The following is a 16731-nucleotide window of genomic DNA, read 5'->3' on the forward strand; positions in this document are numbered from 1 at the left end:
GGGGTTTGGGGAGGGGGGAGGGAAGCCCTTCTGAAGAAGGGGTTCCCTCCCCCCTCCCCAATCTTCAAAACCTCACATCCCCCTGCACCTTCCGCACGACGACGAACTCGTCGCGCTGACAGCCGGTCGGACCGTAGTAGTTGAAGAAATAGGAAAGCTGCCCGTACCCGCCGATCATCTGGGTCGGCTTGACGAGAGGCCGGGTGAGGCTGTTGTGCGTGCCGCCGCGCGTTCCGGAAAGCGGCGAAAGCGGCACGTTGACGGTACGCTCCTGCGCATGATGGATGTATGTCTTGCCATGCGGGATACGATGGCTCACCACCGCGCGGCCCATGAACACGCCGTTCGCGTTGAAACACTCCAGCCAGTCGTTGTCGGCAATGCCCGCAGAGGCCGCATCGTCGTTGTTCAGCCAGATCTCCCCACCGCCACGGGACAACTCGCGCATGATGTGGTTGTCCGAATAGGAGGAATGGATCGACCACTTGCTGTGCGGCGACAGGAAGTTGAGCACCAGATCCTTGTCCGTTCGCGGAATGCGCGGTCCGGAGATCTCGCCTATGGCCGCGAGGGACAGCGGCGGACGGTACACGGGCAGGGACTCGCCGAGGCCGCGCATCCATTCGTGATCCATGTAGAAGTGCTGGCGCCCCGTGAGCGTGTGGAACGGCACCAGCCGCTGCACGTTCAATTCGAAGGGCGCGTAGGTCCGGCCGTGGACTTCAATGCCGCTCCAGTTCGGGCTGGTGAAACCCTTTGTGGGACGGGCCGTGATGCCCTCAAAGGTCAAATGCTGATCCTGCACCGGGCGGGAAAGATCGTTGAGCTTGAAACCGGTCTGCTTTTCCAGCCCGGCCCACGAGCGCACCCCCACATCGCCATTGCTTTCCGGGGACAGGGCCAGCATGATTTCACAGGCGTCCTTGGCGTTGTCGATGCGGGGCATACCTTCGCTGACGCCCGGCTCGGAAACCACGCCGAGACGCGCCTTAAGCTGTTCGTATTCCGGCGCGCACGACCACGACACACCCTTCGCGCCCACGCCGCCGGGCTTGGCGACGTTGGGGCCGAGCGCGGAGTACATCTTGTAGATGTCGGGATAGGGCCGCTCCACGACCTTGAGATTAAACATCGTCTTGCCGGGTACGGGTTCCGCGTCGCCCCTGCGCCAGTCTCGGACCTCGCCGAAGGGCTGGCCTATCTCGCCGGGGGTGTCGTGCAGGAGCGCCGTCGCCACCATGTCCTTGCGGACGCCGAGATGCTTGCCCGCCAGTTCGGAGAACTTCTGGGCGATGGCCTTGAACTGATCCCAGTTGGTCCGGGCTTCCCACGCGGGGTCGGTCGCCGGATTGAAGGGATGGATGAACGGATGCATGTCCGTCGAGGACAGGTCGTGGTATTCGTACCAGTGCGCCGCCGGGAGCACGATGTCGGAATAGACGCATGTCGTGCTCATGCGGATTTCGGACGTCACCATGAGGTCCAGCTTGCCGCCGCCCACGCCTTCCGGGGAATCCGGCTCGGGCGTGGTGCGGATGGTTTCAGGCTGGCGGGCCTCCTCGCCGAGGAAGGAACTTTCGGTGCCGAGCAGATACTTGAGGAAGTATTCATGCCCCTTGACGTTGGAGCCAAGCGGATTGGCACGCCAAAAGACCATGACGCGGGGCACGTTGGCGGGATCGTCTGGCGCGTCCACGGACAGCTCGAGATCCCCGGACTTGAGGCGTTCGAGGGTATGGGCCACGATCTCCTCATTGGAAGCCGCCCCGGCCTTGGCCGCCTTTTCGCAGGTTTCGAGGGAATTTTCCTTGAACTGCGGGTAGAACGGCAGCCAGCCGAGCCGCACGGCAAGGGCGTTGCAGTCCGCCGGATGGTCGGGGAGGCTCCCCTTGCGGTCTGGCGGCGTGAGCTTGTCCATGCTGAGAAGCTCGTGACGCCACGAATCGAGCGCGAAATAATAGAACGATGTTCCGTTGTGCAGGCGCGGCGGCCCCATCCAGTCGCTGCCCACGGTCACGGTGGTCCAACCCGCCAGCGGGCGTACCTTCTCCTGCCCCACGTAGTGCGCCCAGCCCCCGCCGGATACGCCCTGACAGCCGCAGAGCGTGGTCAGGGAAATCATGGCCCGGTAGGTCACGTCGTTGTTGTACCAGTGGTTGACGCCCGCACCCATGATGATCATGGAACGCCCGCCCGTGCGCTCGGCGTTGTCCGCGAATTCCCGGGCCACGCGGATCATATCCTCGGCGGGGACGCCTGTGATAGCCTCCTGCCATGCGGGAGTGGCGTAGGCCCGAGCGTCTTCGTAACCGGACGCCACATCCCCGCCGTGCCCGCGATCGATGGCGAGGCTTGCCGCGAGGATGTCGAACACCGTGGTGACGAGGCGTTCCTGCTGTTTGCCGTCCGCGCCGGTGACGGCCAGACGGCGCACCGGGACGGCCCCCTTGCGAAGGGACGGCTGGCCTTCAAAAAAGACGGGGAACGCGGCAAGCTTCCATTCCGTCTCATCGCCGAGATCCGCATAACTGAGGACCGGATCGAGATCGGCGCGGTCGTAGCAGTCGCGCATCTCAAGGTTCCAGGTCCCTTCTTCGCCGTAACGGGACCCGATGGAGCCGTTGGGCACGGCCGGGCCCTTGCGGGTACGGTCGTGGATCACAAATTTCCATTCCGGGTTGTTGCCGCCGAGCCCCAGATCCGAAGCGCGTACGCAGCGGCCCGGCGTAAGCACGGTTTCGCCGTCCCGTTCCTCTTCATCGAGGAACAGCAGGAACGGCAGGTCCGTGAAGCGCTTGGCGTAATCCTCAAAATACGGCACGCGACGATCGAGATAAAATTCTTTCAGGACGACATGGTCCATCGCCATGGCCAGTGCGCCGTCCGTACCCGCGCGTACGGGCAGCCAATGGTCGGCGAACTTGGTGAAGTCGGCGTAGTCCGGGGAAATCGCGGCAATTTTAGTGCCCCGATACCGGGCCTCGACATAGAAGTGGGCGTCCGGCGTGCGGGTCTGAGGCAGGTTGGAACCCCACGAGATGATGTAGCCCGCGTTGTACCAGTCCGCGCTCTCGGGCACGTCTGTCTGCTCGCCCCAAATCTGCGGGGAGGCCGGGGGCAGGTCGCAGTACCAGTCATAGAAGCTGACCATACTCGCGCCGAGCATGGACAGGAACCGCGCCCCGGATGCGAAGCTGGTCATGGACATGGCGGGCAGCGGCGTGAAGCCGAAAATACGGTCCGGGCCATGTTTTTTGATGGTGGAAATGAGCGAGGCTGCGATGATCTCGGACGCCTCATCCCACGAGAAGCGGACAAAACCGCCCTTCCCCCGCGCCTGCTGGTAGACCTTGCGCTTGGCCGGATCGGACTGGATGGCCTCCCAAGCGGCTACGGGATCGTTGTTGTTGGCCTGTTTCGCGGCTTTCCACATTTCGAGCAGCTTGCCGCGGATATACGGATACTTCACGCGCAACGGGCTGTAGACGTACCACGAGGCCGAGACGCCGCGAGGGCAGCCGCGAGGCTCGTAGTCGGGGAAATCGGGGTGAGGCGTGGGATAGTCGGTCTTTTGGGCCTCCCACACGATGATCCCGTCCTTGACGAACACATCGAAAGAACAGGACCCCGTACAGTTGACCCCGTGGGTGGAACGCACCACCTTGTCGTGCTGCCAGCGCCGCCGATAGTAGTCTTCCCACGAACGGCCGCCCTGCCGCTCTTCATAAGGATGGTGGGCATTCTCGAAATTGTGAGCCAGTTCTCTGGCCCGCTGGCCGAAGTACCTGAGCGTTCGAGAGTTGAGGAAACGCATGAAGCCTCCTTGGACAATCGTGTCTTTTCAGAAGATTGTAGAAGGAGGGCCTCCACTTGCAATGAGTATCATACAGCGGCCAGCGCCGTAGAACCATGCGGCGGCGGCTCCGTAGGGCTCAGTCCCCGGCCTTGAAATAGGCTTTGGGGTTTACGCCGAGCTTGCGAAGCTTGGAGACAAGGGTACTGGCTGGAATCCCCAGTATTCTGGCGGCGCCGCGCGGGCCGCTGACCCTGCCCCGCGTGTATGCGAGGACATGATGGATGTATGAAGTCGTCACTTCCTCCAGCATCATGGAGGGGGCCTCCGCTCCATTGAACGTTTGCCCGGCGGCAAGAGGCGGAAACGCGGAAAGCGGCGACTCGCTTCTCCTCTGCAAAAGAACCGTGAGGGCGTTCGCCAAAGGGATGCGAAGGCTCTCGCAAATCTGAAGATGCTCTTCCGTGTATTTGTTTTTGCCTATCGCCGAGATGGAAATATAAAAACAGTGCAGGAAGCTATCGTCGACGAGCAGGGGAAAGAAGATGGAAGTCTCCTCCGCCATATGCAACATCGTGAAAACACGGGTGCGGGATGTGCCGTCTTTTGAGGAAAGGATACTGGCTTTGTATTTATCTCCCGAACAATCGGGATCAAGGTACAGTTCATAGACGAGCGCATCAGGGATAGTCACTACTCTGGGAGGAGAAAAGACTGTCTTATTAACAGCATAGTGCGCGAGTTGCGTAATGTGGTTGGTATCGAATTCCCTGACGACCAGCGAGGCCACGGGCATAAACTGGACGAAAAACGTCGCCAAAAACGACGCGTACCCGTCCAGTGTAACATTTTTGAGGGCTTGTTCCAGCAATAGGTGCAAAGCGCTTTCCGGATCGAACTTCATAGATGCCTTTTCTGGGATGCGATTCCTGAACCTGGACAGAAAATCCACGCAGCCCTTTTAGCACTTGGTAGTTTTTTTTCAAAGCATGCCTCAGAGGAGGACAATTGTTTTTTTGCTCTGACAAAAAAAGTATCTGTATATCGTTAAAAATAGATGCTCCGGCGACGGGTTCTCCGGGAGGCAGTACCGACATGTCCATGTCAGAGGTGAGCCGTGTTCAGGGCTGCCATTACGATATAGCGAATAAAACAAATTACCTCCTTGGCTCTACCCCAACAAGCGGAAGATTTGGGACCTTTTGATCGGATATATCGGTTGTTCAAAAAAGATATATTCAGAATTCTTTTTTTTATTTGCGATAAACATTTTTAGGCAAATGTACATAATTAGCACTTGATTATTTTTATTTTAACAAAATTTTTATGTATAAAAACGATTTTTTGATCAGGAAATATTTTCCCCATAACGGTCAAATGCGGCACAGTTTGACACATCCTCAGAGGTATTGCATAGTAGTAAATTATAATAAAGAATAATGCATATCATGTGCTTGATATGAAACCTGTTTTATATTGGCAACGTATTTTTTTCCATCAAAAAAGCATACGCAAAACACAAGGCTGTTTTGAGAGTTCATTGAGGAGATCTATTCATGGAATATGATGCATTAAAACAGCCTGACCGGATTACCCATGAATACAACATGCTGATGAGTTCCATGCACGTCAGCGTGGGGAAACATTTGCTTGATCCCTATTTTACAGTGATCTGGGCCAACGATTTTTTTTATGAAAAAACGGGGTATGGCCGCGAAGAGTATGAAGCAACCTTCCATAACCATGTCAGCGAGTATTATTCAGCCTTTCCCGACGTCTATGAAACCATGGGGAAATTCATCAAAACGGCTCTGAAACATGGCGAACCGTCTTATGAGTTTGTTTGCCCGATGCCCGTGAAGGGCGGCAGCCGTATATGGATCAAAGTCGTCGGGACTTTTACGAAAGAGACGGTGGACGGTATCCCTGTTATCTACAGCGTGTTCACCGATATCACGGATCTCGTACAGGCACAGACGGAAAAAAGCATCACCTATGACAATCTGCCCGGTTTTATAGCCAAATTCCAAATCCGGGCGGGATGTGCTCAGGAACGCTTTACCTTCCTTGATGCCAATGACCGCTTCATCGACTTTTTCGGTGCGCTGGCGGCGGGCGATGCCACGTACTCTTTGGTCAACTGGGATTCCGCGCGCAACCAGCAGGCCCTGAACGAACACTACCCGGCCATGCGGGAAGGCAAGCCGGTGCATTTCACCGTTCAAGCGAAGACGTTACAAAACGATGACGCATGGTTGCAGCTCAACGGGGACTGCATCGACGTCATACAGGGCGATCCCGTGTACCTCTTCATCTACATTGACATCACGGATATCACCGAGCAGAAGGTACTCCAGAAGAAGCTGGAGGAGCGTTCGGAGCTGCTGCGCAACGCCCTGGAAATGGCGGAACGGGCCAACCGGGCCAAGTCCGATTTTCTCTCGCGCATGTCCCACGACATACGCACCCCCATGAACGCGATCATGGGGATGCTCTCCATCGCCAAAGAATCGTGGGATGACCCCGATCGGGTGCGGGACTGTCTGGATAAAGTGGAAAACTCCGCCAGATTTCTGCTCGCGCTCATCAACGATATCTTGGATATGTCCAAAATCGAGAGCGGGAAAGCGATATTAAAGAAAAAAGCCTTCGACTTTGCGGCATTCACACGAAACCTCGCCGCCATGTTTTATGGCCAGGCCGAAAAAAAACAGGTACGCTTTCAGGTCCTGCTTGGGCGGAACCTGGCTGAAGCCTATGCGGGGGATGAGCTCAAACTGAACCAGATCCTCATCAACCTGCTCGGCAATGCGATCAAGTTTACGGAACCGGGCGGCAGCGTACTGCTTTCGGTACAGGAGGATAAACGCTCAAACAAGGCATCGGAACTCGTCTTTACCGTCACGGATACCGGTATCGGCATGGAAAAGTCTTTCCTCAAGAAAATATTCGAGCCGTTTGAGCAGGATTCGCAGCAAAGGAGCAATCAGGGCGGTTCCGGGCTCGGTTTGTCCATCGCCGAAAAGTATGCCCGCATGATGAACGGCGGCATCGAGGTGGACAGCGCTCCCGGCAAAGGCAGCACGTTCGTCGCCCGTGTCTGGCTGGAAAACGACGAGGCGCAGGCCCCGGTTTCATTGGAGGAACGTTTCCGGCACCTTAAGGCTCTTGTCGTCGATGCTGATGCCGAAGAGCTCGAATACACCTGCTCGCTCTTGTTCCGGTTCGGAGTGGCCGCTGAGGGCTTCGCTTCCGGCGATATGGCACTGGAGCGGCTGGATGCGGCGGTACGGCAGGGCGAATCCGATATAATCGTACTGGTGGACTGGGGAAACGCCCGGCCAGCCTCCGACGCATTGATCCGGCAAATACGGAAAAGCGTTGAGGAGAACGGGCCGGTCATCGCTGTTGCGGCCTACGACTGGAGCGCGATCAAGGTGAAAGCCCTTGAGGCAGGAGCCGACGTATTCCTGCAAAAACCGCTGTTCGCTTCGACATTATACGATCTTTTGCTTTCCCTGACGCAGGACAGGCCCCTTGCGTGCGACGCGAATCCAGAGGAGGGGTTCGACGGCGAACGCGTGCTGCTGGTGGAAGACAATGCTCTCAACCTGGAAATCGCGGTGACCCTCCTGACCACGCGTAAACTGCAAGTGGACACGGCCCGGAACGGCCAAGAGGCCGTGGAGAAATTCCGCGGCAGCGAAGCCGGATATTACCTTGCCATCCTCATGGATATCCAAATGCCGATCATGGACGGCCTTGAGGCCACCCGGCGCATCCGTTCTCTGGCACATGATGATGCGGAGAGGATACCCATCATAGCCATGTCGGCCGATGCCTTCGAAGATGACGTGGAAAAATCACTGGAATCGGGGATGAACGCCCATATTTCAAAGCCGGTGGATATCCCGGCCCTGTTCACGACCCTGCGGCAGATAAAAGACAAGCGGGCCTGATACGGACGCCCTCTTGTCAGCGCCGATGCTGTAAAGGCTTTGTCCTCATATAACAGCCGAGGCGAAATCCTGCCAGCAAAGAACCGCCCGAAAACTCCTTGGCAATCGTATCGTTTCAGATGATTGCAGGCGGTGAGCCTCTGCGCGGGCACCAGTTTCTTCTCCTTCGATTCAATCGCGGAGCCTATACCCAACGGGGCCGACCGAGCGGGGACATCCGTACCGTGCTGGAATCCACGGACACGGTGTCGTTTCATGAAGAAGGCCCTCCCAGTCCAGACCAGGGGGCCTCTCCGCGTTTGCCTTCAATACGCCGTTTTTCCCGGTATACCTTATTTATCCGCTACAGCTTTTAGGGCGGCTGTGGCCTTGTCTCTCCCGCTGGCTTCTCCCGTAAGACCCTATTCCGGGGCTTGCCGTAACGGGAAACGCGCAAACAGGAGCAGTGCTTTTCCGAAAAAACGAGGACGCCAGGGGTTGCTGGCCGGAAAGCTATCTCGCATTTTTCTTATGAAAAGGAAAAAAGGTATGCGCCCCAAACTAGGTATTCAGCATTTTTTTGCCCGGAAACTCTTTTTATCATAGCATTGCGCGTCACATCGTACTAGAGGAAGCCAGCCAATACGACGGAGCTCCCCAAACCATCCGAACAGCCAATTCCCTCAGACGGAAACGGGAAAAAGCGATCAGACCGACATGCATTGGGGGAAGGATGCTCCGGCCAGCGTCCCGCACGGTCAGCCGTGAGACCGTCAGCGCAAGTGCTGATGTTCTTCTATATGGCATATCCTATTGATTATCATGATGAAAGATAATAGACGATCTGTTTTCCGCACTTACAGTATGCTCATACCATACACAACAACCAGGATGTGACGATGAAAGATAAAAAAGAACCTATTGTACTCGATCTCGACATTTTCATCCATCTGATGACCAGCGCCTACCGTGAAGGCTTCAAGGCCGGAGCGGGCAAGAACATTCAGAGACTTGAAAACGACTGTGCCTCCGCCGTGAGCCAATTCCGCTTTGGCATGGCTGACATGCTCAATGAACCCGAGTCGACCGTACAGCACTAAGCCTCTATCCGGTTTCCTTTCCATGAAGGAAACCGTCCAAATACAAACGCCGCCCTGTCCCGAAATCCGGGAAGGGCGGCGTTCTGTAAGGTTTTCAAGCTATTGCCCGGTCTTTACCGGTTCTCAGCTTTCTCCCCTAGCGGCTTTCTTAAAGCGATACATGAGAGCATCGGCCCGGCTCAGGGTATTGTGCAAACTGCCCTTATCGAGGGCGGGATCATACGAGGCGACCCCATAGGCGAAAGTGACGGGCTCCCCATTGACTTCGGCCTGTGCCCCCGCCATGTGGAACACCTCTAGCTCCCGCAACAGGGTTTCCTCCTCCTCGCCCTCAAACAGCGTCACAAATTCATCCCCTCCGATACGGAATGAAAGCCCCCGTCTTACCGGCTCCTCGCGCATCAGCAGGTGGGCCATACGCCGGAGATAGGCATCCCCCGCCGCATGACCGTAGGTATCGTTGATCCGTTTCATGTAGTTCAGATCATACGCGACGATGGTAAACGGGTGGGGAAGCCTCTTTTCCAGATTCTTCAGTTCCAGTTCAAAGGCGGTGCGGTTGCCGATGCCGGTAAGCATGTCCGTGTAGGCGAGCTTCTTATAAAAAGGCGTGGCCAGACGACGCAGGCAGAGCATCGTAATAAAGGTGCAGCCTCCCACGATCACCAAGGCCAGCGCCCCGCTGTACAGCATGGCCCGAAGCTTGCTTTTGTAGATGACGTCAGCGTTGAACTCCATAACCACGGCCCCGATGGGCTCCGCCTCGCCAATGGTATAGGCGGGCATACACGTCAGGAAGATCGCGCCCCATTCGGTATTCAGCACACCATCCGATTCGATGAGTTCGCCGGACAGGCAACGGTTCAACATGGGGACGATGTCTTGTTCAATGAGGTCGCCCGGGCTGCGGAAATCCGAAGAATTCGGCGGTAGGCCGTCCACCAGATACATGGGCTGGCCCCGGTCATTGAACTTGGCGGTGTAGAGATACCGGACATTGGCGATCTGCCGGATATTATCCAGCATGGACTGCATGTCCTGATAGGTGTCCCGCCGCATGTCCTTAAGCGTATTGATGTGGACGAATCCCTCAAGATTCAAATGGGATTCGGCATAGGCATTCACCACGCGCGCACGTGCCCGGATATCCTCCTGCAAGGCGTGGCTCATCATCAGATACAGAATGGCGAAGACCGATACAGAAGCGATCAGGATAGCCAACGCGATCGTCAGGATGATTTTCTTTTCGGCGCTATACCAGTCTGTTTTTCCGAGCAAAGCCATCCTCCATCCCCTAAAAAGGCACTCATCAGTGCGGGAAGACTCGGTATCTGTTTTAACAATGGTGGAAATCACAGAGGTTGTCAATAAAACGCACCGCACTTCAAACCATATGGGCGGAAACGGGACTCTACAGGCAAGGCATAACGGGGGGGTAGGCTCTTGCGGGAGTTTCCGGTACAGTCCATGAAAAAGGAGTTTGGCATGGCTACCATTACCGCAACGTATCTTGGCGACCTTCGTGTCGAATCCGTTCACGCCGCCAGCGGCGCGCGCCTCATCACCGACGCCCCCGTGGACAACAACGGCAAGGGCGAAGGTTTTTCGCCCACGGATCTCTGCGCCACGGCGCTGGCCAGCTGCGCCATGACCATCATCGGCATTTACGGCAAAATGCACGATGTGGACGTGACCGGAACCAGCATCGAAGTCACCAAAACCATGAGCGCGAACCCCCGGCGCATCGGCAAGCTTGAAGTCGTTTTCACCATGCCCGACCGCGAATACACCGACAAACAGAAAACCATGATCGAACGCGCCGCCCATACCTGCCCGGTTCATCTGAGCCTGCACCCCGACGTCGAACAGGTATTCACGTTCCACTGGAAGCGCTAGCCCTCATCTGCCGAAAAATCACTGTTCTATTTAGAAGAAAAGAAAAATCGTTTTTTTCTGAAAAAATCGTTATTTCAAAGCGCATAAAAAACGTATTTCGCCAGAGTATCGGCTGATCGGCCTTGCATCCTCCGCTGGTTTCTCCTAAAGAATTCCCACTGGCAGGAAGCGGGGACTCGTCCCGGCTGGAAGCGCATCAAGCAGCACCTTTTGAGGAGGCGATATGAAACTGACCATCATCGGGGCCGGGCCTGGAGGCTATTCGGCGGCGTTTGCGGCGGCGAAGGCCGGGGTAGAAGTGACGCTCGTGGAACGGGCGAAACTCGGGGGCACGTGCCTGCACACGGGCTGCATCCCCACCAAAACCCTGCGCTCGTCCGCCGACGTGCTGGAAATGAGCGGACGGCTGGCGGAATTCGGCATCACCGGAGAATGCGCGCTCAAGGCGGACATGCCCGCCATCGTGAACCGCAAGCGCAAGGTCACAGCCACGCTGCAGACCGGCCTTGAAAAAACGTGCGCCCAGCTCAAAGTCCGCGTCGTCTACGGCAAGGCCGAACTCGTGAGCGCGAAGCTGGTGCGCGTAACCACGGCGGAGGGCACGGAAGAGGTCGAAAGCGACAACGTGATCATCGCCACGGGTTCCTCGCCGCTGGAATTGCCCGCCCTGCCCGTCGATCACGCCCGCGTGCTGTCAAGTGATGACGCGCTGGAACTGCAAGCCGTACCGCCCAGCCTGATCATCGTGGGCGGCGGGGTCATCGGCTGCGAGCTGGCGTTCATCTACCGGGCGTTCGGCTCCAAGGTGACGGTCGTGGAAGGCCAAAACCGCGTACTGCCCCTGCCCTCAGTGGATGAGGAAATCAGCCGCCTGTTGCAGCGCGAAATGAAAAAGAAGGGCATCGCCGTGGAACTGGCCCGCACGGTGACCGCCACAACGCCCACCGGGACAGGCGTCTCCGTGGAGATCGGCGCGTCTCCGTTCGTGGAGGTGGCCAACCCGCCCGCCCCGCGCACGCTTGAGGCCGACGCGGTGTGCGTCACCGTGGGCCGCGTGCCGCATACGGACGGCCTCGGGCTCGACGCCGCCGGGGTCAAGGTCGATGCCCGGGGCTGGATCGAAGCCGACGACTTTCTGGAAACCTCGGTGCCGGGCGTGTACGCCATCGGCGACGTTATCGGGCCACGCCGCATCATGCTGGCGCACATGGCCGTCGCGGAAGCCCATACCGCCGTGCACAACATCCTGCATCCCGAAGACAGGAAGGCGCAGCGCTATGATGTGGTGCCCTCCGCCATCTTCACCGCCCCGGAAATCGGGGATGTGGGGCTCTCCGAAGCGCAAGCCAAACAACAGGGGTTCGCCGTGAAAACTTCGGTGTTCCAGTTCCGCGAGCTCGGCAAGGCGCAGGCCATGGGCGAACTCGCCGGGCTGTTCAAGCTCGTCGTTGAAGAAGGCAGCGGCAAGCTCCTCGGAGCGCACATCGCCGGAGCCCACGCTTCCGATCTGATCGCCGAAGCCACCCTCGCCATCCAGCGTGGCTGCACAGCCCGCGATCTCTTCGAAACCATCCACGCCCACCCCACCCTTTCCGAAGGGATCTACGAGGCTGCTGGTTCGCTGGTATAGCCCTCCTCCGATCCTGCCGCCGGCACAAGCCTGAAGGCAGCCGCACCCCTTTCTTCTCCGGGTGCGGCTGCCTTTTTGTGTGCCGCCCCTTCGGATAGACCCGGCGGGACGGCCTTCCGCGCCGTACGGAGGGGGGAGTATACAGGAACGGAGAGTGGGTATAATAGGTTCGCCCCGTACATGGGAACACCACACCGCCGGAGGATTGCCCTTTGAAACGCGATCCCGCGGGCTGGTGCAGAAAGGGGATTTTTCATGGAAGAGGCACTGTTCAAAGTTCTTTCGTTCATCACCTTCATCATGCTCGGCTACCTGCTCCGCCGTTTGTCCATCCTGAAGGCGGAGACGTTCCGCGTGCTTTCCGGCATCGTGTTCTACATCACTCTGCCGTGCATCATCATAACCAGCATCAACGGCGTGCCCGTGACTTCCGAAATGCTCTGGCTCGTCGCTCTGGGCGCGCTCTGCAACGTCCTCATGGTCGCCACCGGCTACGGGATGACCTACGGCAAGGCCCGGCAGGAACGCGCCTTTTCCATGCTCAACCTTTCGGGCTACAACATCGGCACGTTCGCCATGCCTTTCGTCGCCGGGTTCCTGCCTCCCACAGGGTTCCTGGCCACCTGCCTGTTCGACGCCGGGAACGCGATCATGTGCACGGGCGGTACCTACGCGCTCGCCAACAGCGTTACCGACGCCTCACAGCATCTGTCCATCAAGAGTTTCCTGCGCAACGTCTTTTCGTCCATCCCTTTCTGCATCTATCTGATCATGATCGTCATGGCGTTCCTGCACCTCGCCCTGCCGCATCCCGTGATCATCTTCACCAAGATCGCCGGGGACGCCAACGCGTTCCTCTGTATGCTCATGATCGGCGTGAACATCAATCTGCAAATGGACAGCAAGAGCTTCCGGTGCCTCATCAAACACATCACAGTCCGCTATGCGCTCTCAGCCGTGCTGGCATTCCTCTTCTACCGTTATCTGCCCTTCTCGCTTGAAATCCGGCAGGCTATGGCCGTCATCGCCCTGGCCCCTTCCTCTTCGCTGGCCCTCATCTTCACCATGAAGCTCAAGGGCGACGTGATCATGGCGGGCAACATCTGTTCCCTGTCCATCCTCCTGAGCACCATCGCCATGACCATCCTGCTCGTCTACCTCTAGCGCGCGGCGGTTTTTGTTTTGTGGGGTGTTGGATGTTTGGTGCATGAGGCAGGGTTGATGGGTTCGGCAATAAAATTTACATAATAAAAAGATTATGGGAATATTGTAGCCGTGCACAAAAAAAGCGGCACCCGGAAACCGGAATGCCGCGTCTGTCCGCCGTGAACCCGCTAGTCTACGAGGCGGCACATATACGACCCGAGAGGCGCGCGCAGGGTATCAAGGATGCGCTCAAGCAAAATCCCCTCCCGGTTGGGGAGGCCCTGCCCAAAGGTGGCCCGGATGCCCAAGGTGACGAATTGCACGGCCCGGTCAAGCGCAATGGCGAGGCTGTCGCCCTGCAGGAGGCTCCCCGTCAGCACACTGGCGAACACATCGCCCGTTCCGGGGTAATATGCCGGAATATAGGAACAGTCCACGCGCCAGAAACGGTCCTCATCCCGTTCGTAGGCGAGGACGGAAGTGCATTCGGGCTTACGCGAGGCCTGCCCGTCCGCAAGCGGCACGCTCGTCGCCACAACCGTCTTGGGGCCGTTTTCGGCGAGGCGGCGCAGCCAGCCCTTGAGCGTGGGCAGATCCGCTTCCGGGCTGTAAGGCTCGTCAAGGAGCAGGCAGACTTCGGTGAAATTCGGAGTGATCAGGTCCGCGCAGGTGATGAGCCAGCGCATTTTCGCCACCATCTCCGGGGTCATGGTCGGGATCAGCTTGCCGTCATCCCCGAGCACGGGATCGACCACAGCCAGGCCGCCGGGAGCGAGGCAATTCCGGATGCACCGCGCCGCCGAATCCATCTGCGCCGTGGACGCCATGAAGCCGGAGTACACGCCGTCAAAGCGCAGCTCGAGGCGCTCCCAGTGATCAAGGATGCGGACCATGTCGTCCGTCAGGTCGAGCAGCGTAAAATCGTTATAGCCCACCGTCTGCGTGGACAGGATGGCTGTGGGCAGGGGCGTGGCCTGAATGCCCATGCTGGACAGGATCGGGATGGCCGCCGTCAGGGACGTCCGGGCGAACCCGGCGAGATCGTGGATAGCCGCCACTCTGGGAATGGGATTGCGCATTGTTTTTTCCAACTTTCTCAAGATGACTTTTCGTGGTGGATGTTCCAACTGCGGATTCCCCAAGCGGTTTTTCCGGGACCGGAACAAACGCGGCGGATTGTTTCATACCGCGCACGGCAAATCAAGATGAAACCGTTTTTCCGGAGAGGCGTATCCCCCTGAACGGGAGGACGCACTGCGGTTTTCCGTTCAGGGTCTGTCCGCCTTGTGGATGTTTGCTGGAAAAAGAGCGGCAAGGACAGCGGAACCCCAAAATAACGCGGCTTGATTGTTGACAGATGCGGCGTGAAGGAATAGGGCATATGTCAAAAATGATCGATGGGGCGCTCCATGCCGAGGCCCCGGAACGGTTCCCGGACAACAGAGGAAGGGATCATGCCCAGACCCAGAAAGTGGAGACGCGTCTGCCGCCTGCCTCAGAATACGCTTTTCGGACCTCTTGCCGGGATTGACGACGGAACCATCGTCATGACGGTCGAGGAATATGAAACCATCCGGCTCATCGATCTGGAAGGCTTGAATCAGGAGGCGTGCGCCGAACGGATGCACGTCGCACGGACCACCGCGCAAGCCATGTACCGGAACGCGCGTCATAAAATTGCCGACTGCCTCGTCAACAGCCGACGGCTGATCATCGAAGGCGGTGATTATTTGGTATGCAACGCGCGTGAAATGACGTGCGGCTGCCCTCACTGCCGACGGCTCATCCAGCCCGCCGACGGCGAAACCCCGACAATAACACCATGAACGAAATCATCTGCTCAATCACCTCCGCCATCGAGGAAGGCCGCTCATGGGGCCATACCGATAAAGAGATCGCCGACTACATCTATGCCAAGCATATCCGGCCCCTGGAGACGAAGCTCGCCGAAGCTCCGGAACCGAGGGCCGCGTTTCTGGAAGGCTTCATGCTGACGACCAAGAGCCGGAACGGGGAAAATCCCTTTGCCGGGGATTATGCCGAGGCATGGAAAGCCATCGCCTCCCACGCGGGCGTGAGCCAACGGGCTTTCGAAGCCATCGAAGGCGGCCCGGACGAAAGCAAAGCCTGAACTCCGGGCCATTTCCGGGGCATGGCACCGAACGCGGGCGATTCCGCGAGAAAAGGACAGAACATGAACACTGGCTTCAAACATGTGTACGGCCCGGTTCCTTCCCGGCGTCTGGGCCGTTCTCTCGGCGTGGACGCCCTGACCTTCAAAAGCTGTTCGTTCGACTGCGTGTATTGCCAGCTCGGACGGACTACGAACCACACCATCGAGCGCAAGGAATATATCCCCACCGCGGATATCCTTGACGAAGTGCGCCGCAAGCTCGAAAACGGGGACAAGCCCGAATACATCAGTTTCGCCGGATCCGGCGAACCCACGCTGCACTCCGGGCTCGGCGACATCATCCGGGGCATCAAGGCCATGACGGACGTTCCGGTGGTGGTGTTCACCAACGGCTCCCTGCTGTGGATGCCGGAAGTCCGCGCCGACCTCGCCGCCGCCGATGTGGTGATCCCCTCGTTGGACGGAGGCGACGCCGCGTTGCTCGACAAGGTGAACCGCCCCGCCGCGTCCCTTGATTTCGATCGAATCGTCGAAGGGCTGATCGCCTTCCGCGGTGCCTTCAACGGGCAGATCTGGCTCGAAGTCATGCTGCTCGGCGGCATAAGCGACGATGACGCCTCCGTGGACGCCATCGCCCGCCTGGCGGAACGCATCCGGCCCGACAAGGTGCAGATCAACAGCGTATGCCGCCCTCCGGCGGAAACCTATGCCCTGCCCGTTCCCGCCGCCCGGCTGCTGGAAATCCGAAAGCATTTCGCTGGGGTGCCCGGCACGGTCGAGATCATCGCGGAACATCTCGACGACATGGCGCATACGGCTTTCCGCACGCAGATCAAGGAAGAGGACATCCTCGCGCTCATCGAACGCCGCCCCTGTACCGCCGCCGGAGCCGCTGCGGGCCTGAACATCCACGTCACCGAAGCCATCAAGCATCTGGAGATGCTCGTCGCCGACGGCAAGGCCGTGACGCAGCCCAAGGATGGGCAGGTCTTTTATTCCGCCTGTGAGCTGCGGACGGAATAGCCGGAAGCCTCGGCAAGCAACGCCTCCCGCCGGAGAAGCGGTTTCCGCCGATGCAGTCTTCATCCCTCTCA

The 16731-nt window shown here is 58.3% G+C and carries 12 protein-coding genes; 8 read left to right on the forward strand and 4 right to left on the reverse strand.

The genetic code is table 11. The features are described 5' to 3' along the window. Window positions 1–64: 64 nt before the first annotated feature. Window positions 65–3814, reverse strand: a complete 3750-nt coding sequence (locus T370_RS0101240; RefSeq protein WP_029434464.1) for a nitrate reductase subunit alpha — start codon at window positions 3812–3814, stop codon at window positions 65–67. 118 nt (window positions 3815–3932) lie between these two features. Beyond that, complete coding sequence (locus tag T370_RS0101245) at window positions 3933–4697, reverse strand: hypothetical protein (RefSeq protein WP_029434465.1); 765 nt, start codon at window positions 4695–4697, stop codon at window positions 3933–3935. 652 nt (window positions 4698–5349) lie between these two features. On the opposite strand from T370_RS0101245, the gene T370_RS0101250 reads away from it, so the two are divergent. Further along, window positions 5350–7752: a PAS domain-containing hybrid sensor histidine kinase/response regulator gene (locus T370_RS0101250; RefSeq protein ID WP_029434466.1), complete on the forward strand. Its 2403-nt coding sequence runs from the start codon at window positions 5350–5352 to the stop codon at window positions 7750–7752. Window positions 7753–8630: 878 nt separating this feature from the next. Next, a complete protein-coding gene (locus T370_RS0101255; protein ID WP_005024319.1) occupies window positions 8631–8831 on the forward strand; it encodes a hypothetical protein in 201 nt (66 codons plus the stop codon). A 123-nt stretch (window positions 8832–8954) separates the two neighbouring features. On the opposite strand, the gene T370_RS0101260 is transcribed toward T370_RS0101255, so the two are convergent. Then, window positions 8955–10115 (reverse strand): sensor domain-containing diguanylate cyclase, encoded by a 1161-nt coding sequence (locus T370_RS0101260; RefSeq protein WP_016360914.1) that lies wholly within the window; start codon window positions 10113–10115, stop codon window positions 8955–8957. A 201-nt stretch (window positions 10116–10316) separates the two neighbouring features. On the opposite strand from T370_RS0101260, the gene T370_RS0101265 reads away from it, so the two are divergent. From T370_RS0101265 to T370_RS0101275, 3 genes are all read left to right on the forward strand, one after another. Continuing rightward, window positions 10317–10727, forward strand: coding sequence for an OsmC family protein (locus tag T370_RS0101265; RefSeq protein WP_029434467.1), 411 nt, complete (start codon window positions 10317–10319; stop codon window positions 10725–10727). Window positions 10728–10950: 223 nt separating this feature from the next. Next, window positions 10951–12357: a dihydrolipoyl dehydrogenase gene (gene lpdA / locus T370_RS0101270; protein WP_005024313.1), complete on the forward strand. Its 1407-nt coding sequence runs from the start codon at window positions 10951–10953 to the stop codon at window positions 12355–12357. A 255-nt stretch (window positions 12358–12612) separates the two neighbouring features. Continuing rightward, entirely contained in the window at window positions 12613–13521 is a 909-nt protein-coding gene (locus T370_RS0101275; protein WP_029434468.1) for an AEC family transporter, read from the forward strand. Between the two features lie 170 nt (window positions 13522–13691). On the opposite strand, the gene T370_RS0101280 is transcribed toward T370_RS0101275, so the two are convergent. Then, entirely contained in the window at window positions 13692–14582 is an 891-nt protein-coding gene (locus tag T370_RS0101280; protein WP_029434469.1) for a pyridoxamine kinase, read from the reverse strand. A 375-nt stretch (window positions 14583–14957) separates the two neighbouring features. Here T370_RS0101280 and T370_RS0101285 point away from each other — a divergent pair, with 375 nt between their 5' ends. The 3 genes from T370_RS0101285 (at window position 14958) to T370_RS0101295 (ending at window position 16660) form a co-directional block, all read left to right on the forward strand. Next, a complete protein-coding gene (locus T370_RS0101285) occupies window positions 14958–15329 on the forward strand; it encodes a DUF134 domain-containing protein (protein WP_005024306.1) in 372 nt (123 codons plus the stop codon). Beyond that, window positions 15326–15634 (forward strand): hypothetical protein, encoded by a 309-nt coding sequence (locus T370_RS0101290; RefSeq protein ID WP_005024303.1) that lies wholly within the window; start codon window positions 15326–15328, stop codon window positions 15632–15634. The genes T370_RS0101285 and T370_RS0101290 overlap by 4 nt, the downstream gene beginning before the upstream one ends. A 63-nt stretch (window positions 15635–15697) precedes the next feature. Continuing rightward, a complete protein-coding gene (locus tag T370_RS0101295; protein ID WP_005024301.1) occupies window positions 15698–16660 on the forward strand; it encodes a radical SAM protein in 963 nt (320 codons plus the stop codon). Window positions 16661–16731 lie beyond the last annotated feature (71 nt).

This window comes from Bilophila wadsworthia ATCC 49260, from assembly GCF_000701705.1.
GTDB lineage: Bacteria > Desulfobacterota > Desulfovibrionia > Desulfovibrionales > Desulfovibrionaceae > Bilophila > Bilophila wadsworthia.